Raw genomic sequence first — 19428 nt, 5'->3', positions numbered from 1 at the left:
TGTGAGCAAGCTGGCTCAGGCACCAAGCGTCTAACTAGGCGACGAGCCTGCGAACGTTCTCCATGATGGTGGCGCGCCGCCGCGCGGCACTGGGCAGCTTGGCCCGGCTCATTTCGGGAGTAAGCGTGTGCCACGTCATGGCCAGGGCCCGGACGGTTGCCAGGATTTCAATGGGAGACAAGTCGGCCCGCAAACCGCCGTCTTTTTGAGCGCGTTCAATCTGCGCGAGCTTTTCCTTATGGGAGGCAACCAGGGCCTCAAGATCAGCGGCCTGGCCGCGTTCCAAGATGTACCAATTAGTCAGCCGGAGGACGTTGGGGTCGTTCTGGTAAAGGTCGAAGGCCCGGGCGGCATAGCCGGGAAGGTCGCCGGCATCGAATTCAGTCTCCTCCATGATGGCCAGGACCCGCTGGGAGAACACTTCGTCGAACAAGCGATCCTTGCTCTCGAAGTACCGGTAGAGCATCGCTTTATTGGCCAACGCCTCATCTGCTATCCGGTCAACGCGCGCTCCGGCTATGCCGTACCGGGCAAACTCTTCCTCGGCCGCATCCAGGATGCGCTTCTTGGTCGCTTCTGCATCTCTCGCCATGCCCACAGCATAGCAAGTAACCAGTTAGTTGACAGAACCGGCCCCAGCGCGCATTCTTTAAAACGAACCAGTTAGTTACTTAGCGGAAGGCTTGAAACATGTCAGCAACCCAAACCAAAGCCGCCCCTGTACGGGGGCGGTTCGGAAGCCTCACTTTGGCGGTGATCATGGGGTGCCAACTCATGATGGTGTTGGACACCTCGATTGTGACCACGTCATTGCCCCATCTGGAACGTGAACTCGGCTTCACCTCCGCATCCCTTTCATGGGTCCAGAACAGCTATGCACTGGCGTTTGGCGGGCTGCTGCTCTTAGGCGCCCGCGTTGGCGATCTCCTGGGCAGGCGACGGGTTTTCATGGCAGGAGTGGCAGTCTTTACCTTCGCCTCTTTGCTGGCCGGACTGGCAGTCAGCGCGGAGGTCATGATCGCGGCGCGCATCCTGCAAGGGACTGCATCGGCGTTCGCGATTCCGGCAACGCTTGCCCTCCTGGTTCAATCCTTCCCCGAACCGGAGGAGCGCTCCAGGGCAATCAGCATTTACAGTGCCGTGATTGGTGCTGGCGGCAGCGTCGGAATCATCGTCGGCGGGGTGTTCACGGACCTGCTTTCCTGGCGATGGGGTTTGCTGATAAACATCCCCATTGGGATCGTTGTCCTCCTCCTAACCCGCCGCTTCCTCCCGGAAACCGATCGCGTCCGGGGCAGCGTGGACATCATGGGAGCACTCACAGTCACTATCGGGATGTCCGCGCTGGTTTACGGGCTGGTCAACGCAGGCCAGTCAGGGTGGGTCAATCCCACGACGATCATCTCCCTTGCCGTTGCGGTGTTCTTCCTTGTGGCGTTTGTGCTCGTCGAGCGCAGAGCCGAGCGGCCCATAACTCCCCTGCGCCTTTTCGGTGATGCCACGCGCTCCGGCGCCTACGTGATCCGCCTCCTCATCGTGGGCGCGATGTTTTCGACCTTCTATTTCCTTAGCCAGTACCTCCAGAACGTCTTGGGATTCAGCGCCTTCATGGCCGGGCTCGCATACATCCCGCTGACACTCCTCTTCTTCGTCATGGTCTACGCATTGCGGCCCCTTGGTACCCTGATCGGCAAGCCAGCGTTGCTGCTGGGTGCATTGAGCATCGCCGGCCTCGGAATGCTGTGGTTGAGTACCATCGGTCCGGACACGCCATATCTTCCCGGCATCTTGCTGCCACTGATGGCGCTAGGAGTCGGACAAGGGTTCGCCATCATCCTGCTGACCGAGTTCGGCATGTCCAATGTGGCGCCGGCAGACAATGGTGCGGCGTCCGGCCTGGTCAACACAGCCCACCAGCTGGGCGGTTCCATTGGCCTGGCCCTCTTGACGGTGGTGTTCGCTGCCTCGGGGGGACCCGGCGCAGGAACGGTGCAGATTGAAGCGCACGCCTATGCCGCCGTCTTCAGCGCGGCAACGTGGTTCTACGCCGTCGCAATCCCCTGTGCCGCGATCATCCTTCTGGCACACCGCCGGGCCGTCCGGGCAACTCGGTGAGGGATCCGTCGCGGTCCAGCTTGAGCACCAGGCTCAGGTTTAGCCGCGCCAGGAACCCGTCGTCGTGGCTGACCAGGATCACCGCTCCGCGATAGGCATTCAGGGCCTCGACCAGTTGGTCCACGCTATGGATGTCCAGGTTGTTGGTAGGTTCGTCGAGGATGAGGACCTGGGAGGGCGGATCGGCGAACAGGAGCCTGGCAAGGGAAACCCTGAATCGCTCACCTCCGGAGAGTGTACGGACTGGCCGGTTTACGCTGTCGCCGCGCAAAAGGAACCTCGCCAACTGGTTGCGTACGGTTCCCGGTGGGACACCCGGCGCGGCTGCCTGGACGTTTTCGAGCGTGGTGGCAGCTTCGTCCAAGCCGTCCAGCCGCTGGCGCAAATAGCCCGCCCGCTCCGTGAGCAGGCGGCCCGATGCCTTGCCTTCATCGGCCAGGGTTCGGTTGACGATCTGTTCCAGGAGCGTTGTCTTGCCGGAGCCGTTGGCCCCGATAATCGCCACGCGTTCCGGTCCTTGCAGGATAAAGGAGCGGTTTGTTCCCCTCAGCTCCGCAATTTGGCGGCTACGGGGAACATCGGGGTCCGGGAGATCCAACGAGATTCGCTGCTCTTCCCGGACCCTGGAAGAGGCGGCATCAAGGGCGGCTTGGGCTGCGGCCACCTTGTCGTCCAAGCCCGAACGCAACTTCCCCGCAGAGACCTGGGCATCGGATGCCCTCTGATTCATCAGAATCTTCGAGCCTTTCTTGTTGTCGTAGCTCGCTTGCCCCGTCCTGGCCCTTTTTGCGAGCTTCGATTCCGCTTCCTGGCGTTGGCGCTTTTCCACCTTCATGGTTTGCTTGGCGGCCTGGACAGCTTGGGCTGCCGCGCCTTGCTGCTCGTCCAAGTAGGAGCGCCATGCACTGTAGGGGCCACCAAAAACCGTGAGCTGCCCGGCGTGCAATTCTGCGGTGGCGTCCATCGACTCCAGAAGGTCAACGTCGTGGCTAACGACCACCAGCGTCCCCGGCCACGTCGCTAGAAGCTCGTACAGTTTGGTGCGCGCTTCACGGTCTAGGTTGTTCGTTGGTTCGTCCAGGAGGGTAATGCTCGTCCGTTGGAGGCGAAGGCCGGTGATGGCAACGAGCATCGCCTCGCCGCCGGAAATCTCTCCAACTTTCCTGTCCAGGTCCGCGCCGGAGAATCCGATGTGGTGAAGGGCTTCATCCGCCCTGGTCTCGATGTCCCAGTCATCGCCCAGGACATCGAAGTGCTCCACGCCGACGTCGCCGGACTCGATGGCACGCAGCGCCGTCAATTTGTTGCCGATACCCAGGAGCTCCGCCAAGGTTGAGTCGGCACTCAGGGTAAGCGTTTGTGGAAGGTAGCCGATATCCCCGTTGGTGCGGATGTGCCCCTGGGTGGGCGTGAGGACGCCGGCCATCAGGCGCAGCAGCGTGGACTTGCCAGCGCCGTTGGATCCCACCAGTCCTGAGCGGAGGGGTCCGAAGCTACCGGAAATCCCGGACAGGGCGGTTGTGCCGTCGCGCCACTGAAGGCCGACGTCGGTGAGGGTGATGGACGGGTTGCTTGTTGTAGGCATGATGCTTCGAGGCTCCAGGATTCAGCGAATGCGCTGAATCACCGGCCCGCGAGGGCATCAGAAAGTGTCAGCGCGTGGTCAGCGTCGCGAAACCTGCAATGCCCGTCAAAACATCGGCCTAACACTTGGGAACAGAGGAATCCAGTTTCACAAAAGTGCCGCACGAAGGCAAACCACGCACGACGGCGGCCCCCCAGCCGGTTCCTCGGGGAACCTTGGCGACTGCCGTCGTCGTGATTTCACCTGAAAGCAGTGATCAACCGTCGTGCTGGACGGTAACAACGATCTTTCCGCGGGTATGGCCTTCCATGTTGAGCCGGAAGGCGTCCGCAGCCTTCGCCAACGGGAGCGTTTCTGCCACCTCGACCTGGATTTTGTGCTCATCAACAAGATCTGCGAGCTCCTGCAGCTCGGCACCAATCGGCTTCACCCACATCCAGGTGCCGCCGTGTTCCTCTACCTCGCTGTCGGCAATGGAGGCGTGCCTGCCGCCTTCTGCCAGAACCTCCAGGGTTGACTTGAGGTTTCCACCTACGAAATCGGCTACAACGTCTACACCGTCCGGACGCAGGTCCAGTACCCGCGCAGAAAGTCCTTCGCCGTACGACACCGGTTCGGCACCGAGGGAACGAAGGAAATCGTGGTTCCGCTCCGAAGCCGTCGCGATAACCCGCGCTCCGAGCGCCACGGCAATCTGGATGCCAAGGGAGCCAACGCCACCGGAACCACCGTGGATCAGCAGCGTCTCCCCCGGCTGGAGACCGAGGCGCTTGAGGACTTGATACGCCGTCAGCCCTGCCAGGGGAAGTCCAGCAGATGCGTTCCATCCCAGCGATGCCGGCTTTCGGGCGAGGAGCCGCTCAGGCAAGGCAATGAACTCTGCAAAGCTGCCTCCGTGGACATAGTCCTTGCGTCCATAGGCAATGACCTCGTCCCCGGGCTGGAATTGCGGGGCGTCAATTCCCACCGATTCCACAACGCCTGCCACGTCCCAACCCGGAATGGCCGGAAACTGAAGGTCCATAACGGAGTCCAGGTACCCAGCCATGATCTTCCAGTCCACCGGGTTCACAGATGCCGCCCTGACTCTTACCAAGACCATGCCCGGGCCCACTTTGGGCATCGGCTGGTCAGTCAGTTCCAGCACGTCCGGACTTCCGTATTCACTGTAGGTAATCGCCTTCATGCGAGCGTCAACCCCAGCGGTGGTGAAGCTATTCCTATCGGGGCTTAACGTCAGACGGCGCGGGGTGCGTTTTCCAAAACCATGGAAGCCAGTTCCTTGGCCAAGCGGACAGCCCCCGGCTGGGCGTCCAGGTGCGAGTTGGACACCGCTCCGTCATATAGCAGGCGGATGCGCGCTGCGACATCTGCTGGATCGGCAAACCGGGCCTCTTCGCAGAGGGACAGGATTGCGTCGGAAAGCCAACCACGGAACGTTCTCAGGGCTTCAGCCTCGACGCTTCCCGGGAGTGCTTCGGCGTTTGCATTGGCAAACGGGCAGCCCTTGTATCCGGGCGAGGTCACCGCTTCGTGAAGGGAATCAAAGATGGCAAGCAATTTCGCCGTGGGCTCGTCAAGCCCAGCCTGGTGCCTGGCTATCCGCTCACGGCGTTGCTGATCCCGGCCCGCCAAGTAGGCGGAAACCAACTCGTCTTTGCCGGAAAAGTTGTAGAAGAGCGAGCCCTTGGCCACGCCGGCCTCTTCGATAAGACGGTCGATCCCAACTGTGTGTACGCCCTCCGAGTAGAACAGTTTGTCCGCTGCATCAAGGAGGCGTTGACGAGCGGGCACCCTGGTAGTCACCATGCATTCCAGCATATCAGACAGGTCTGTCTAAAAATTCTTGACTTAATTGAACAGACCTGTCTAACTGGGAAGAGTTAGACCAACCTGTCTAAGGAGACTTTCCCTTGCACCGTTCCCTCCCACCCAAACCGGCATTCGCCGGGCTGGCGCTCGTTTTCGCGGCGTTCTTCTTCGCCGCCGGCGCACCCACACCTTTGCTCTCACTACGTCAACAGGAATGGGGATTCTCAGCCGGCACCCTGAGCTTCGCGTTCTCCGTCTACGCCCTTGCGCTGCTCGCCGCCCTCTTGGTGGCCGGCTCGCTTTCGGACCATCTGGGTCGTCGGCCCGTCATGCTTCTGGCCCTTTATGGAGAACTCATTTCCATGGTCATGTTCCTGGCCGCGCCCACCATCACATGGGTGATCCTTGCACGGGCCCTGCAGGGGATCGCCACCGGCCTTGCAACCGGCGCCTTCAACGCCGCGATCCAAGAGCAGGCCCCCGGCTCCCTCAAGAAACTTGCCGGCAATCTCGCTGGCGCGTCCGTAGCGGGCGGTCTAGGCCTGGGAGCGTTGGTGACCGGCGCAGCGGTTCAGTTCACGGCTGACGCCAACACCTTGATTTTTGCCATCCTGGCGGGGGCCATGGTCCTCGGCATCATCTTTGTCAGTTTCACCTCCGAGACAGCCGTGACACGCCCGGGCGCAGTCCGTTCCCTCACCCCGCGTCTGAGCATTCCCGGCAAAATACGCCGGGAGTTCGCCGCAGGCCTCCCCCTTCACATCGCCGGGTGGATGTTTCCAGCCCTCTTCCTTGGCCTCTCGCCGGCGCTGCTCCGGGTCCACTTTGCGCTGGACGGTGGCCTGGTGGCGGGTTTCACCGCTTTCCTTGGCCCGTTCTCAGCCGCGGTGGCAAGCCTTGTATTTGGCCGCTATCCCGCCCGACACAGCTCGCTCGCCGGGGTCTCCTTCATTCTGCTCGGGATCCTTGCGGTCCTCTTCGGAATCAATGCAACATGGCTCCCCGCGGTTTGGGTCGGAGCAGTACTGGGCGGAATTGGGTTCGGCGGATCGTTCGGTGGACAGATCCGACTCATCGCACCGCACATTCAGCCGCATCAGCGCGCCGGGGTATTCGCCAGCATTTACGCAGCCGCATACTTGGCGTTCAGTGTGCCGGTCATCATCGCTGGCCAACTCGCGCCCGTGTGGGGGCTCGTGCCAACCTTGCTGGCATACGGTGTGACCCTCGCTAGCTTCGCTGCCGCGGGCATCGTCATCCAAGCGGCGCTGTTGAAATCTGAATCCACACCCAAGCCTGCCCCAGCGCGATCCCCTGTGACGGCCAACAGCCGGCCGGATTGATACCGTGCCGCTGGCTTTCGGGGAGTACGACGGCGGGCGGCGGCTCATCAGAGCAGCGCCGCCTGCCGCCGTCGAGCGTTTAACGCCGGGTGGTTCACCTGCGTTGACTGGGCGTTTCGGAGGGAGGACGCTGTGAGAAACCCGCACTTGTGGAGGAGGAGTCATGGATCCCCGGGAGGAATTCCTCGCGTGGGCTGAACCTGCCCTGCACGCAGCCGAGGCCGCGCTTGTCAACGGGGACCCCTCGCGTCGCATTGAAATGTGGTCCCACCGCGAGCCAGTAAGCCTGTTTGGAGCAGTGGGCGTCTCGACCACAGGGTGGACCCAGCTGGAACCGACATTTCGGCGAGTAGCAGCCCGGCTTGCGGGAGGCCAAGACGTCAAGTTGGACGTTATGGCGTTCGACGTCGTGGGAGACATGGCGTACACCGCCGCCGTTGTCCGCTTCACCGGCACCATTGACGGAAGCGCTCCCCGCCCGTTCGCCCTTCGCGCCACCAGCGTCTTCCGTCGCGAGGAAGGCGAGTGGAAAGTCATCCACGAACACACCGACTTCGTCAGCCCGGAAGACACGATGCCAAGCGGCGGGTCCTAATCCTGCGACGGCGCAACACCGGTCTTGGCAGCCGTTTGGGCGGCGATGGCGTCGTCCGCCTTGGAAGGCATCGCGACGACGGCGATGACAGTAAGCACGGCACTCACCAGCACGGCCAGGAAGACGGCGGTGGAAGCGGACACCGTTGTTTGCGGATCGGGGCCGCCGCTGGGGCCACCAGCATAAATGGCATTGGCGATCGCACCGTAAACAGCCACGCCAATCGAACTACCGATGGAACGGGCAAAAAGATTTGTCCCGGTAACTACCCCGCGTTCGTTCCATTCGACGCTCGACTGCGCGGCGATCAGGCTCGGCGTCGCGACCAATCCGAGGCCCAGGCCAACAATGAAGCAGGCCACGGCCACCAACAAAACGTTGGGTGATGAGGCTGTGAGGGCAAGCACGGCAGCGCCGATGACCGTCACGGAAATTCCGATCAAAGCCGTCCTCCGGAACCCGATCCGGAGGTAGAACCGGCCAGCCTGGGACGCGCTGATTGGCCAGCCGACCGTCAAGGCCGCCAAAGCGAGTCCGGCAAAGACCGGGGAAGTCGCCAGCGCTCCTTCGAGGAACGTTGGGACGTACGAGGTGAGACCAAGAATGGCTGCGCCAACGCCAAAGGAGATCATCGCCGTCGTCGCCAGCAGGCGGCGGGAAACAACCCACGGTGGGAGGACAGGCTCAGCCGCTCTCCTCTCTACGAAGAGGAAGGCGACGAACACCAACGCACCGACGGCAAACACCGCGATGCTTATGGAGGAGTTCCAAGACCAGGCTTGGCCGCCCTCAAGCGCTCCCAGGATGAGCAAGCTTAGCGAGACTGTTAGGAGCCCTGCCCCCAGATAATCGACCCGGTGTTTCGTCCGCTCGACGTTCTCGTGGAATGTCCGGACCAACATCCATCCGGCCAGAAGACACAGCGGGATGTTGATGAAGAAGATCCAACGCCAAATGCCCAAGGAAGAAAGAATGCCTCCCAATGTCGGTCCAACAACGGACGATACTGCCCAAACGCTGGCAAGGTAGCCCTGTACTTTCGCCCGCTCCGCGAGCGTGTAAATATCCCCGGCAATGGTGATGGACACCGGCTGGATGGCTCCTGCGCCGAGGCCCTGAAGCACCCTGAAAGCGATGAGGGCGGGCATGCTCCAGGCCAGCCCGCACAGGATGGAAGCCAGGAGGAACAGGCCGATCCCGCTGAGGATGATCGGCTTGCGGCCCACGACGTCGGACAGCTTGGCATAGACAGGCACGGAGACTGCCTGCGCCAACAGGTACGCCGAAAAAAGCCAAGGAAAAGACGTGAAACCGCCGATGTCATCCACAATCGATGGCACCGCCGTGGCGACTATCGTCGCATCAATGGCCACCAGCCCGGTGGAGAGCATCAGGGCAATGAGGATGGGTCCCCGGCGGGAACGGAACCCGACTCCGTCAGCAGCAGTTTCTGTAGTCACGTATCCCGTCCCGTCGTCATCTCAGCTTGTTCGCGCACGTAGCTTTCGGCCCCGAATGGCGTAACCGCGCGCGTCGCCGAAATAGTCCCGGGAACGCGCAACTTCTGAGCGAGGCGGAGCAGTGGGTGGATACCAGGGCTAGCGACAACGACGGCGGGCCACCCCAAGGTTCCTGAGGAACCAGCGTTCCAAAGAACCAGGGGTGACCCTCCGTCGTCGTAAATTCAGTAAAACTTAGTCGTTGATCAGATCATGCACAACGATCGTCTGGTCGCGGTCCGGTCCGACGCCGATGGCCGAGAACCGCGTACCGGAGAGCTTTTCCAAAGCCAGCACATAGTTGCGGGCATTCTCCGGAAGGTCCTCCATGGTCCGGGCGCCGGTGATGTCCTCAGTCCAACCGTCGAAGTACTCAAAGATCGGCACCGCGTGGTGGAACTCGGTCTGCGTCATGGGCATTTCGTCGTGGCGGACGCCGTCGACGTCGTAGGCAACGCAGACCGGGATCTGCTCGATGCCCGTGAGGACATCCAGCTTGGTCACGAAGTAGTCCGTGAAGCCGTTGACGCGGGAAGCGTGGCGCGCCAGCACGGCGTCGTACCAACCGCAGCGGCGAGGGCGGCCGGTGTTCACACCGAACTCGCCACCGGTCTTCTGCAGGTAGACGCCCATCTCGTCGAAGAGTTCCGTGGGGAACGGGCCGGCGCCAACGCGCGTGGTGTAGGCCTTGATGATGCCGATGGAGCGCGAAATCCGGGTGGGGCCGATGCCCGAGCCAACGGAAGCACCGCCGGCCGTCGGGTTGGAGGACGTGACGAACGGGTAGGTGCCGTGGTCGACGTCCAGGAACGTGGCCTGACCGCCCTCCATGAGCACAACCTTGCCCTCGTCCAGAGCGTTGTTCAGCTCAAGCGTGCTGTCGATGACCAGCGGGCGGAGACGCTCTGCGAAGGACAGGAAGTATTCCACGATCTCGTCCACCACGATGTCGCGGCGGTTGTAGACCTTGACCAGGAGTTCGTTCTTCTGGCGCAGGGAGCCTTCCACCTTCTGGCGGAGGATCGATTCGTCGAAGACGTCTTGGACGCGGATGCCCAAGCGGGCCACCTTGTCCATGTAAGCCGGACCAATGCCACGGCCCGTGGTTCCGATGGCGCGGCTGCCGAGGAAGCGCTCCGTGACCTTGTCCAGGACCTGGTGGTACGGCGCTACGAGGTGTGCGTTGGCCGAAACGCGCAAACGGGAGGTGTCCGCGCCACGGGCTTCAAGGCCGTCGATTTCCTGGAAAAGGGCCTCGAGGTTCACCACGCAGCCGTTGCCAATAATGGGAATTGCATTGGGGCTCAGAATGCCCGCGGGAAGGAGCTTCAGCTCATACTTCTCACCGCCAACCACCACGGTGTGCCCGGCGTTGTTGCCGCCGTTGGGCTTAACCACGTAGTCAACACGGCCACCGAGCAGATCGGTAGCTTTGCCTTTGCCTTCGTCGCCCCACTGGGCTCCGACGATCACGATAGCGGGCATGGGATCCTCCCCCATTCTTTCGGGCGAGACCAAGCCGGATGGCCAGGACTCGACGCCGTACATGAGAATGCCCCGACTTACCGGTGCAGCCTGCCGCATGGCAGCATACGCAAGAGTTTCGGGGCTCTTACCAGCCAAGTTTAGCCGATGGGGCCTGAAACTCTGGTGTCAAGGAGTGTCCCGGGGACGTTTAGTGTCAGTTTGGAGTACGCCGGTGACGATTCACAGATTGGTGCAGGAACCACCAACACCAGCAATCAGTCCTGCATTGGCCTTGACCGAGACGGGTGTGGACTTCCAACCGGCCGCCGTGACGTAGATATCTACTTGGAACTGCGTGTTGAACCCCAAAATGCCACCAAGAAGCGTGGCTGGAATGTCCGTGGTGTAGCCCGCCGATGTCCCGGTTGTGTTGGCCGTACCTGGATACCCCTGCAGGGTGGTCACCGGGGATCCGGCAGTGATCAGGTGGACATCAATCAGAGCGTCCGCGAGGTCTGGGTAGGCGGCTGGCGGCTTCCAAAATATCCTGACGTAGGCTCCGGCGCCGAGTAAAACCGGATGGTATTCGCAGGCGCCATTGAGCGTTGCGGGCGGAATCGTGATGGTCCCGAAGCTACCCGTGCCGAATTCACTCCGCTGCCAGGACGCCTCCGTCACCGATGGCGGGCTTGAGGCGGAAGTCAGTAAGGCGAATGCCACCGCCCCGAACGCCAGCCACCCGAGCCGCTTCTTCATACTTGCGCACCCCGCAACCGGGCAAGAGCGAACCCTGTGGCGACCGCAAGCACGCCCAGCATCGCTGCGCCACCTAGCCTGGCACCGGTATCAGCCAAGCCAATGGACGACGGCGGCCCGCCCGGACGTGCGGTGACCGCACCGGGGCTGGGATCTCCAACCGCATCGCCGGAACCATGGACACCCAGCACAATCTGCGTGCGGCTCCCCTGGAACTCTGCGGGAACGTCCTCCGCGAGCGCCGCGCTCACCAGGACGTACGACCCGTTGGACCATGTGCTGCCGTCTTTCATGAGGTCGATCCTCAAGCCCTCGGCAAGGTTTAGATCCGTAGGCTCAAGCAAGCTCCGTTCACCGCTCGCACACACGGTGCCATTCCATGGCTGTTCACAGGACCGTAATTGCACGCTGAGGAAGTCCCGGAGCCCGGATTCGCTCTCCGGACCTGCCGTTTCCGTCGGCTGGATCCACACTTCCAGCAAACCGGCGCCCTCACCGCGTGCATGCACATCAACCACCCAATCCGCCGTCCCACCAGGGGTGAGACGGTGCACTTCCCCGGCCGGACCGGCGTCGAGCTCCAGCCAACCGGAAGGTCCTTCCTCAGCGTGGGCGGGTAGGGCGCCCAACAAAAAGAGAGCGAGCAGCCCGGTCAAGGCCCTCAATCTAGGTAGCAGCATGTTGCCCTCTTTTTCGGCGCTGGCCGCGGCCGGATCCGTTTCGGGATCCGTTCCGAGGCCACAGCACCCAGCTCACCAGCGCCGCTACGCAGACGGTGGTCACACCCAGCACCACCGGGTTGGCGGCGGCAGCCAAGGGATAGGCGAGGCCGGGGACGGACCAGAGGACAATTCGGACGCGCTCCACGACGTACGGCGCTGGATCAGCGTCGGCGTTGGCGTCGCCTTTCATTGTGATGGTGCGGGCAGCTCCCTCCGCGGGTCCAACGCTCTGGATCCTGTGCGTGATGGGCAGCTTTCCGGGCCGGTCCACCGTAACAACGTCACCTATTTTGATCTCGGCCGCTGGAATCTCGCGAACCACGGCCAGCGAACCTGCTGGGATAGTGGGCGACATAGAGCCGGTTTTGAACAGGATCAGGGTGATGTTGAACGCCACCGCTAGAACCACTGCCATAAGGCAGACAGTGCCGCCCGCGGCAGCCAGGTTCAGCAGCGTCTCCCGCAAGCGGTGCTCAAACCGGCCAGGCCGGATCCGGGGCCTGCTCATGAGCTTGAGGTGGCAGTGAACTGCCAGGTCGCGCTTGCTGTCTGGCCCTGCAACGCATTGTTTGCCCCCGCCGGAAGCGATACTTCGAAGCAGAATTGCGTCGCTGCCCCCGGCAAGGTCGCCGTGGCCGCCGCCAGCGGATTCACGACGTCGGCAGCCTGGCCCACGGTCAAGGGTTTGACGCCATCGCTACCCACCACGAAATCCGGTGTCCCGGTGAACGATGAAGCGTCACACGTGGCTGAACGCACCACGCGATAACGAAGCGCAGCCCCGAGATCCGCAGTTCCAGTGCCGCTGCTGGTCACCACGGGAACTCCGAGGACCACCTCACCCTCCACGGACGTCGCCTTGGTCCGGACGGCGAACGGGGCAAAGAACACGGTGCCCGGGCTCATCGCGGCGGCATTGAACACCAACGTGGCACCGGGTGAAACGTCGTTGGTGCTCCACGTTCCCAGGGCGTTGTACGGATTGGTGGCGTTGGACTCGGTCACGAAAACGCTCGCTCCGAACGAACCCGTGGCGAAGTCGCTGTCCGTCCAGGAAGCGAGTGTGACGGAGCCGCCGAGTCCCAATGCCAATGCGCCTGCGAGGAGCGCACGGATACGAAGGAAAACTACACCGCGCTTGGTTTTTGCTCGTCGATGACCCATGGATCACTGCGACTGTGCGGCGAATTCCCACGTGGTGGACCCGGTTTGGGCTTGGACAACTGCCCCCGCGGTCACCCGGAAGCAGAGGTTCACTGGTGCTCCGGGGTCGGTACCGGCTCCCTGAGTCAACGGAAAGGTGACGCTCGCCGGCGTCGACCCCAGCGTTTCTCCGGCCGCCACCAACGTTTCCGTGACAGTTTCGGCGCAACCGAAAGCGTCAGACTGCGTGAGCTCGTACGTTAAGCCCGCCAGGGATCCCGTGGATCCTTCCGTGGAGATGGTCACCGTGGCGTCGTAGCTTGACGCCGCATCCAACCTGACAGCGAACGGGGCGGATACGACGTCGCCCGGCGACAGGTTTGTCGGGTTGGTAGTGAATGCCAACGTGGCCGGCGAGCCTACCGGATTCTCTGTGAACGTGGTCCCGTTGACGCTCCCCTGGAGATTGAAGGAGCCTGCTGTGAAGGTGCCTTGGGCAAACTCGGAGCTGTTCCACGCCGCCAGAGTGATCGCCGCACCCACTCCCAGGACAAGTCCACCTGCCAGGATCGCGCGAACCTTTGGTGCTTTTTTGGGACGCTGCCCTGATTCTGCCGACGCCTCTGTTGATACAACCACGTTTGCCCCCGAGGTAGATGATGCGAAAGATGCTGTTGAAGACCGGTGCATGGAGTCGGGGGTTCCAGAACAGGTTCCCCCAAAACCAATAGCCCAATCCATCATTTGTGCAGGTCAAAGTCAACGGCTTTGACCTGCACAAATGGGTTAATGTTCAGGCTCGACGCAGGCCACGTTCCGGGGCAACACGCCGTGTCTCATTTGGGGGCGCGCCGAAACAGGGTGCTGCAGCGCCCATAGTCCGGTAAGGTTAGTTAGCCCCCAACAGCACCCTTTGAGGTTCGGCAGCGGCATGCCCGCGGCCCCTTGGATAGGTGCGCGCAGTAACACCTAGGAGACCAAACCCCTGATGCAAGACCTGGCGACTGAATCACCCGAAGAACTCCTCTGGAACCGCCGTTACGAACCCCACATCGCCGAGGTCAACGGTCTGTGCGATTCCCTGAAGGAACAGAAGCCAGGCAGCGAGGTCCTCTACATCGACCCCGCCCACAGCATGGACGACTGCCGTATCGTCAGCCTTTTCTCCAACCAGCGCACCAATTCGGGCGAGGGCTTCATCACCCCGGGCGACGAGGAAGCAAGCACCCGCATGCTGGGCATGCAGTGGCAGCTGGGCCTCCGCCCCGAGCTCATGATGCCGTGGAACGCGTACCCGTGGATCGAGCCCAACGAGGAACCGGGCAAGCTGACACCGGCAAACATCACCGAAGGCCTCAAGCCGCTCCTGCGCTTGCTGGCGATCCTGCCGCGCACGTCGGCCCTTGTGGCACACGGCAATGAAGCGCACCGCCTTGCCGACCAATTGATGAAGGCCGCCCCCGCCAGCATCGCCCGCCGCGGCTTCAAGACCTTCAAGGTCCGTTCCCTTGGTGGCCGCTCCTTCGCCGGCACACCCGCCCGCCAGCAGGAATACCTGGACGCCATCCACAGCGCCTACGCCGAGGCAATGGCGCGCACGGGCATCCCGCGCAAGTCTTAGTCTCCCCCAACTGAGTCGCATTTGTGCGCGTTTTGGGCCCTCATAACGTTCTTAAGTGCTACTCAGTTGGGTGATTAACAACGACGGCGGCCCCCACCTTTTGGTGAGGGCCGCCGTCGTCGTTTGCTTAAGCAGCGCAGGCCTTAGCTGGCCTCGATCGCTGCCTTGGCCTTCGCGTCTGAGTCGTTGAGGAACTTCTCGATCCGCTCGGGCTCTTCGGGCTCGCCGATTGCAGCGGCGGCACGACCCAGCGCGTAGAGCGCGCGCAGGAAGCCCTGGTTGGGCTCGTGCTCCCACGGGATGGGCCCGACGCCGCGCCAACCGTTGCGGCGCAGCGAGTCCAAGCCGCGGTGGTAACCCACGCGGGCGTAAGCGTACGAGTCGATGGTGCGGCCCTCAGCCCAGGCTTCCTCGGCGAGGATTGCCCACAGAAGAGACGACGTGGGGTTTTTCTCCACGAGGTCCAGCGCTTCTTTGCCGAGAGCCAGGTGCTGGTAGATCTCGGTTTCGGCGGGCAGGAGCGTGGGCTCCGGCCCCATCAGGTTCTTCCGGAATTCGTCGGACATTAGAACGTCTTGCCGACCGATCCGAGCTGCTGGGCGGCTTCGACGATGCGCGCGGCCATGCCGGCTTCGGCGGAAGCGCCCCAGACGCGGGGGTCGTAGGTCTTCTTGTTGCCCATTTCGCCGTCGACCTTCAGGACGCCGTCGTAGTTGGAGAACATGTGGCCGGCAACCGGGCGGGTGAACGCGTACTGGGTGTCGGTGTCGATGTTCATCTTGATGACACCGTAGGAAACAGCGTCAGCAATTTCCTGCTCCGTGGAGCCCGAGCCGCCGTGGAACACGAGGTCGAACGGGTTGTCCTTGCCGATCTTGGCGCCGACCTCGGCCTGGATCTGCTTGAGCAGTTCGGGGCGGAGCTTGACGTTGCCCGGCTTGTACACGCCGTGCACGTTGCCGAAGGTCAGGGCGGTGAGGTAACGGCCGTTTTCGCCGGCACCCAAAGCCTCGATGGTAGCGAGAGCGTCTTCGGTGGTGGTGTAGAGCTTCTCGTTGATTTCGTTCTCAACGCCGTCTTCTTCGCCACCGACGGTGCCGATTTCCACCTCAAGGATGATCTTCGCTGCAGCTGCGCGCTCAAGCAGTTCGCGGCCGATGCGCAGGTTGTCGGTGAGGGTCTCGTGCGAGCCGTCCCACATGTGCGAGTTGAAGATCGGGTCCTTGCCGGCCTTGACTGCTTCCTCGGAAGCTGCCAGCAGCGGGAGGACGAAGTCGGCCAGCTTGTCCTGCGGGCAGTGGTCCGTGTGGAGGGCGATGTTGACGTTGTAGTTCTTGGCAACTTCGCGGGCGAACGCTGCGAAACCGAGCGAACCGGCAACCATGTCCTTGACCGAAGCGCCGGACCAGTAGGCTGCGCCACCGGTGGAAACCTGGATGATGCCGTCGGATTCGGCCTCGGCGAAACCGCGGATCGCAGCGTTCAGAGTCTGCGACGACGTCACGTTGACCGCGGGGAAAGCGAATCCGCCAGCCTTTGCGCGGTCGATCATCTCGGAGTAAATCTCTGGGGTTGCAATGGGCATGGTGACTCCTATGCTGAATTCGTCTGTGGGTTGGTAACCCTGGAGTAGACCGCTTACGGCTAGCTCCCATCCTAGCGATATCCGCCGGGACGCCGTGTTTCGGGTCACTGGGGCTCTTAACACTTCCGCCGAGTTGGCATTTAATGACAATCCTGCGCGCTGACATTGGCATTAAGTGTCACCTCGCGCGCCAGCCACGGCTTTCGAGCGCACGGCGGACCTTATGCACGACGGCGGGTCTCTCACCTTGGAGGTCCTGCTTGGAGATCCGGACTTCCAGCCAGCCGTGGGCGAGGGACTTTTCCTGCCGCTCGATGTCCCTGAGGTGCTGGTCCGCGCCGCCATGATGTTGGCCGTCGTATTGAAGAGAGACCCTGAACTCGCGGTATGCGGCATCCGGCCAGAGCACGGGCTGGCCAAGGGCATCGCGGACAATGTGGTTGAGGACAGGTTCCGGGAGATTCGCATTGACCAGGGCCAGGCGCATCAGAGTCTCCGGGGCAGAATCCGCGCCCACACGAATGAGCTCCAGTGCTGCGCGGGCGTTCCGCACGCCGCGCATGCCTGGATGACGGCGCACTATCTCCGTCAGCTCCTCGATGCTGCACAGCGCGTCCTTGGGCATGGGAAACCCCGGGCCGTGCGAACACACAAGGTGGTCACCCGCTGCGACCAGATCCTCCAAGGGCAGCAGCGCGGCCAAGTCCAGCCACGTCCGCGCGGGCGAGGTGAGCCTGACGCCGTCGTACTCGAGCACCTCCTCCGGAAGAAAGGTGAGGAGGTGTCCGGCCACGTTGACCCGTCGCGGAAAACTGAACCCCCTCCGCCGGGCAAGATGATGCGCCAATCCCCGCTGCGGTTGCCCGGCAAGGGGACATCCCAGATCCGGGCGGCCGATAAGGAAACCAGGGTGGAGGAATCGTCCAGGTCCGTGTAAGCCCTCAAAGCGGATGACCCGGAAGCCCCGGACCCGTCCGGCATCCGGATTCCCCGGGATACCAGCAACAAGTCCTTGGCACGGGTCCGGGACCGGGTCACACCGGCTTTGTCCGATGCACGCACAGAGAAGGAACCCGTGGTCAGATGTTCTGCGCTCGGCGAGATGGCACTTAATGACAATCCGAGCGCGCTTGGATTGTCATTAAGTGCCATCTCGGCGGGAGTTAGACAGGCTGCTGGAACACGTGCCGGCGAACCCACGCGTGCATCGCGATCGCCGCAGCAGAGGCAGCATTCATGGAACGCGTGGAGCCGAACTGCTCAATGGACAACGTAGCAACAGCTGCTTCATGGACCTCGGGTGTGAGGCCCGGGCCTTCCTGCCCGAACACCAGGACGCACTTTTCCGGGAGGTCGTAGGTTTCCAGGGGCACGGAATCCGGGAAGATATCGATGCCGATCACGGCAAGCCCCTCCCCCTGCGCCCACTGGACAAACTCCTCGACGGTGGGGTGGTGGCGGACGTGCTGGTAGCGGTCGGTGACCATCGCCCCGCGACGGTTCCACCGGCGTCGACCAATGATGTGGACCTCTTTGGCGAGGAACGCATTGGCTGTGCGCACAACCGTGCCGATGTTGAGGTCGTGCTGCCAGTTCTCAATCGCGATGTGGAATTCGTGCCGCTTGGAATCCAGGTCCGCGACGATCGCCTCGTGCTTCCAATACCTGTACTTATCCACCACGTTGCGGCGGTCACCATCCCTGAGCAGGTCCGGGTCCCAATGCTCGCCAACCGGCCACTCGCCTTCCCAGGGCCCGACGCCGACCTCCGGTTTCGCTTCAGTCCCGCCTTCTGCCATTGTCCTGTCAACTTCCACGGTTCCGTCAGGGGAATGGGCAGGGGTGGGCAGGGCTGTGTTGGGGGGAAGGTCAGTCACCCCTCAACTTTAGCCCTGCCCGGTCTTTGCTCTTTGCCCGCCGGCTAGACCATCTTCCACTTGTTGATGCGGTACGAGTTGGCCAGCTGCTCCATCAGGCCAGGGTGGGCGTCCCAATAGGTCTTGTGCCCGCTAACGCCCAGCATCTGCGGCGTTCCCCACGGTGTGACCGAGAACAGGTTGACTGCCTGGATTTCTTCCCCACGCGCGTTGGTGCAGGTGAATCCAATGACCACGGCAGCGCCACGACGGAATTCGCGGATCTCGGGCATCGAGGTCTTGAAATCCGAGGTGCACTTGTGGCCAACCAGGTTCTGGGGCAGCTCGGTGGCAGTCATGCCCTTGTACCGGGCCTCGATATCTTCGATCGCGGCCTTGATCTCTTTCGGATCCTTGCCGAACTTGCCTTCGTCGGACTCGGCGAAGAATGCATATGCGAGAGCAATGCCGTCGCCGTCCGCCTCCACGGTGCCTTGGGCCTTCTTCTGAATTTCTTCACCGGTGGTGGGGTCCTTGGTGATTCCGAAGGATTCGTCGTGGGTCCACTCGGCCAGGTACTGGAAGGAAGATTCGCCCGTGACCCACTTGCTGAACAGCGGGTCGCCGTCGGCCGGGACATTCGTCGGGCCAGCGAATTCTTCCCACACGCTGGGCAGCGGGATGGCACCATCCGGAATCTCAGAGGAGGCGGTTGCGTCGCCAGACGGCTCCGCAGACGGGTCATCGGACGGCTCGGCTGCCGCGTCCGACGCTTCGTCGGAGGCACTGGCCGAAGGCACGGGACTCTCTACGGCCACCGGTTTGGTCACCGAAGGAATCAACCATGCGAACACAACTACCAGCGCAATGATCACGACGACGGCGACTCCACCGAGGATCAGGAACAGTGCCTTCTTGTTGTGGTCACCCGGGCCCTGGCTGGGTCCGCCGGGCTGGCCGGGGTAGCCCGGTTGACCTGGATATCCAGCCTGGCCGCTGCCCTGCTGCTCCGGGTAGCCGCTGCCCGGCGGCGGGAAACCAGGCTGACCCTGCTGCGCCTGTGGGTAGCGGTGGACAGTTTCCGCGAACTCGCCGTCAACGTGCCCCTGCTGGGTTGGGAATTGTTGCGCGGGGAAAGCCTGGGTGGGCGCCGGCTGCGTCGGGAAAGCCTCCGTCTGGCCTTCCTGCGCCTGCCCTTCCGGCTGATACATGGGCTGGGTATGGCCCGGCTGATACTGCCGGTATTGCCCCTGCCCGGTGTCGTAGCGTGGCTGCGGCACGCCGTCGGGATTGTACGGGGGCTGCGGCACTCCATTGTTGTTGCTCATG

Annotated in this window: 20 protein-coding genes; 4 read left to right on the top strand and 16 right to left on the bottom strand. The window is 62.6% G+C overall.

What is annotated here, in order from left to right:
* Positions 1 to 34 precede the first annotated feature (34 nt).
* Positions 35 to 592 (bottom strand): TetR family transcriptional regulator, encoded by a 558-nt coding sequence (locus LDN90_RS02565; RefSeq protein WP_223947798.1) that lies wholly within the window; start codon positions 590 to 592, stop codon positions 35 to 37.
* 98 nt (positions 593 to 690) lie between these two features.
* Between LDN90_RS02565 and LDN90_RS02560 the strand changes: the two genes are divergently transcribed.
* Positions 691 to 2115, top strand: a complete 1425-nt coding sequence (locus LDN90_RS02560) for a DHA2 family efflux MFS transporter permease subunit (RefSeq protein ID WP_223947797.1) — start codon at positions 691 to 693, stop codon at positions 2113 to 2115.
* Here LDN90_RS02560 and LDN90_RS02555 read toward each other — a convergent pair.
* The 3 genes from LDN90_RS02555 to LDN90_RS02545 all read right to left on the bottom strand — a co-directional run bounded on the left by LDN90_RS02555 (position 2072) and on the right by LDN90_RS02545 (position 5509).
* Positions 2072 to 3700, bottom strand: a complete 1629-nt coding sequence (locus tag LDN90_RS02555) for an ABC-F family ATP-binding cassette domain-containing protein (protein WP_223947796.1) — start codon at positions 3698 to 3700, stop codon at positions 2072 to 2074. The genes LDN90_RS02560 and LDN90_RS02555 overlap by 44 nt on opposite strands.
* 256 nt (positions 3701 to 3956) lie before the next feature.
* Entirely contained in the window at positions 3957 to 4886 is a 930-nt protein-coding gene (locus tag LDN90_RS02550; RefSeq protein ID WP_223947795.1) for an NADP-dependent oxidoreductase, read from the bottom strand.
* 50 nt (positions 4887 to 4936) lie between these two features.
* Positions 4937 to 5509, bottom strand: a complete 573-nt coding sequence (locus LDN90_RS02545; protein ID WP_223947794.1) for a TetR/AcrR family transcriptional regulator — start codon at positions 5507 to 5509, stop codon at positions 4937 to 4939.
* A 104-nt stretch (positions 5510 to 5613) separates the two neighbouring features.
* On the opposite strand from LDN90_RS02545, the gene LDN90_RS02540 reads away from it, so the two are divergent.
* On the top strand, positions 5614 to 6855 hold the full coding sequence (locus tag LDN90_RS02540) for an MFS transporter (RefSeq protein WP_223947793.1): 1242 nt from the start codon (positions 5614 to 5616) through the stop codon (positions 6853 to 6855).
* Between the two features lie 163 nt (positions 6856 to 7018).
* A complete protein-coding gene (locus LDN90_RS02535) occupies positions 7019 to 7450 on the top strand; it encodes a DUF4440 domain-containing protein (RefSeq protein ID WP_223947792.1) in 432 nt (143 codons plus the stop codon).
* On the opposite strand, the gene LDN90_RS02530 is transcribed toward LDN90_RS02535, so the two are convergent.
* From LDN90_RS02530 to LDN90_RS02500, 7 genes are all read right to left on the bottom strand, one after another.
* On the bottom strand, positions 7447 to 8841 hold the full coding sequence (locus tag LDN90_RS02530) for an MFS transporter (RefSeq protein WP_223949218.1): 1395 nt from the start codon (positions 8839 to 8841) through the stop codon (positions 7447 to 7449). The two genes, LDN90_RS02535 and LDN90_RS02530, sit on opposite strands and share 4 nt — an antisense overlap.
* 303 nt (positions 8842 to 9144) lie before the next feature.
* Positions 9145 to 10434 (bottom strand): adenylosuccinate synthase, encoded by a 1290-nt coding sequence (locus LDN90_RS02525; RefSeq protein ID WP_216922102.1) that lies wholly within the window; start codon positions 10432 to 10434, stop codon positions 9145 to 9147.
* Positions 10435 to 10656: 222 nt separating this feature from the next.
* Positions 10657 to 11172 carry a hypothetical protein gene (locus tag LDN90_RS02520; RefSeq protein WP_223947791.1) on the bottom strand — a complete coding sequence of 172 codons (516 nt, stop codon included), beginning with the start codon at positions 11170 to 11172 and terminating at the stop codon, positions 10657 to 10659.
* Positions 11169 to 11828: a hypothetical protein gene (locus LDN90_RS02515; RefSeq protein ID WP_223947790.1), complete on the bottom strand. Its 660-nt coding sequence runs from the start codon at positions 11826 to 11828 to the stop codon at positions 11169 to 11171. Before LDN90_RS02515 ends, LDN90_RS02520 begins: the two co-directional genes overlap by 4 nt.
* 10 nt (positions 11829 to 11838) lie before the next feature.
* On the bottom strand, positions 11839 to 12402 hold the full coding sequence (locus tag LDN90_RS02510) for a signal peptidase I (RefSeq protein ID WP_223947789.1): 564 nt from the start codon (positions 12400 to 12402) through the stop codon (positions 11839 to 11841).
* Positions 12399 to 13058 carry a SipW-dependent-type signal peptide-containing protein gene (locus tag LDN90_RS02505; protein ID WP_223947788.1) on the bottom strand — a complete coding sequence of 220 codons (660 nt, stop codon included), beginning with the start codon at positions 13056 to 13058 and terminating at the stop codon, positions 12399 to 12401. The genes LDN90_RS02510 and LDN90_RS02505 overlap by 4 nt, the downstream gene beginning before the upstream one ends.
* 3 nt (positions 13059 to 13061) lie before the next feature.
* A complete protein-coding gene (locus LDN90_RS02500) occupies positions 13062 to 13676 on the bottom strand; it encodes a SipW-dependent-type signal peptide-containing protein (RefSeq protein ID WP_223947787.1) in 615 nt (204 codons plus the stop codon).
* Positions 13677 to 14025: 349 nt separating this feature from the next.
* Between LDN90_RS02500 and LDN90_RS02495 the strand changes: the two genes are divergently transcribed.
* Entirely contained in the window at positions 14026 to 14658 is a 633-nt protein-coding gene (locus LDN90_RS02495; protein ID WP_223947786.1) for a uracil-DNA glycosylase, read from the top strand.
* A gap of 143 nt (positions 14659 to 14801) precedes the next feature.
* Here LDN90_RS02495 and LDN90_RS02490 read toward each other — a convergent pair whose 3' ends face one another.
* The 5 genes from LDN90_RS02490 to LDN90_RS02470 form a co-directional block, all read right to left on the bottom strand.
* Complete coding sequence (locus LDN90_RS02490; protein ID WP_223947785.1) at positions 14802 to 15224, bottom strand: DUF3151 domain-containing protein; 423 nt, start codon at positions 15222 to 15224, stop codon at positions 14802 to 14804.
* Entirely contained in the window at positions 15224 to 16243 is a 1020-nt protein-coding gene (gene fbaA, locus LDN90_RS02485) for a class II fructose-bisphosphate aldolase (RefSeq protein ID WP_216922110.1), read from the bottom strand. The genes LDN90_RS02490 and fbaA overlap by 1 nt, the downstream gene beginning before the upstream one ends.
* A 178-nt stretch (positions 16244 to 16421) precedes the next feature.
* Positions 16422 to 17036: a hypothetical protein gene (locus tag LDN90_RS02480; protein WP_223947784.1), complete on the bottom strand. Its 615-nt coding sequence runs from the start codon at positions 17034 to 17036 to the stop codon at positions 16422 to 16424.
* Between the two features lie 370 nt (positions 17037 to 17406).
* A complete protein-coding gene (locus LDN90_RS02475) occupies positions 17407 to 18120 on the bottom strand; it encodes a TrmH family RNA methyltransferase (RefSeq protein WP_216922113.1) in 714 nt (237 codons plus the stop codon).
* 44 nt (positions 18121 to 18164) lie between these two features.
* A complete protein-coding gene (locus tag LDN90_RS02470; RefSeq protein WP_223947783.1) occupies positions 18165 to 19427 on the bottom strand; it encodes a hypothetical protein in 1263 nt (420 codons plus the stop codon).
* Position 19428: the final 1 nt, after the last annotated feature.

The sequence above is a fragment of the Arthrobacter sp. NtRootA1 genome, assembly GCF_019976975.1.
GTDB lineage: Bacteria > Actinomycetota > Actinomycetes > Actinomycetales > Micrococcaceae > Arthrobacter > Arthrobacter aromaticivorans.
Note: the sequence above shows the minus strand (reverse complement) of the source record. Positions and strands in the feature narration are given on the sequence as shown.

Excerpts from the sequence above, each read along its gene's own strand:
- LDN90_RS02495 (WP_223947786.1), top strand. The coding sequence starts at position 14,026 with ATGCAAGACCTGGCGACTGAATCACCCGAAGAACTCCTCTGGAACCGC.
- LDN90_RS02550 (WP_223947795.1), bottom strand. The coding sequence starts at position 4,886 with ATGAAGGCGATTACCTACAGTGAATACGGAAGTCCGGACGTGCTGGAA.
- LDN90_RS02490 (WP_223947785.1), bottom strand. The coding sequence starts at position 15,224 with ATGTCCGACGAATTCCGGAAGAACCTGATGGGGCCGGAGCCCACGCTC.
- LDN90_RS02565 (WP_223947798.1), bottom strand. The coding sequence starts at position 592 with ATGGCGAGAGATGCAGAAGCGACCAAGAAGCGCATCCTGGATGCGGCC.
- LDN90_RS02560 (WP_223947797.1), top strand. The coding sequence starts at position 691 with ATGTCAGCAACCCAAACCAAAGCCGCCCCTGTACGGGGGCGGTTCGGA.
- LDN90_RS02505 (WP_223947788.1), bottom strand. The coding sequence starts at position 13,058 with ATGGGTCATCGACGAGCAAAAACCAAGCGCGGTGTAGTTTTCCTTCGT.
- LDN90_RS02525 (WP_216922102.1), bottom strand. The coding sequence starts at position 10,434 with ATGCCCGCTATCGTGATCGTCGGAGCCCAGTGGGGCGACGAAGGCAAA.
- LDN90_RS02535 (WP_223947792.1), top strand. The coding sequence starts at position 7,019 with ATGGATCCCCGGGAGGAATTCCTCGCGTGGGCTGAACCTGCCCTGCAC.
- LDN90_RS02545 (WP_223947794.1), bottom strand. The coding sequence starts at position 5,509 with ATGGTGACTACCAGGGTGCCCGCTCGTCAACGCCTCCTTGATGCAGCG.
- LDN90_RS02530 (WP_223949218.1), bottom strand. The coding sequence starts at position 8,841 with ATGCTCTCCACCGGGCTGGTGGCCATTGATGCGACGATAGTCGCCACG.
- LDN90_RS02520 (WP_223947791.1), bottom strand. The coding sequence starts at position 11,172 with ATGAAGAAGCGGCTCGGGTGGCTGGCGTTCGGGGCGGTGGCATTCGCC.
- LDN90_RS02510 (WP_223947789.1), bottom strand. The coding sequence starts at position 12,402 with ATGAGCAGGCCCCGGATCCGGCCTGGCCGGTTTGAGCACCGCTTGCGG.
- fbaA (WP_216922110.1), bottom strand. The coding sequence starts at position 16,243 with ATGCCCATTGCAACCCCAGAGATTTACTCCGAGATGATCGACCGCGCA.
- LDN90_RS02555 (WP_223947796.1), bottom strand. The coding sequence starts at position 3,700 with ATGCCTACAACAAGCAACCCGTCCATCACCCTCACCGACGTCGGCCTT.
- LDN90_RS02470 (WP_223947783.1), bottom strand. The coding sequence starts at position 19,427 with ATGAGCAACAACAATGGAGTGCCGCAGCCCCCGTACAATCCCGACGGC.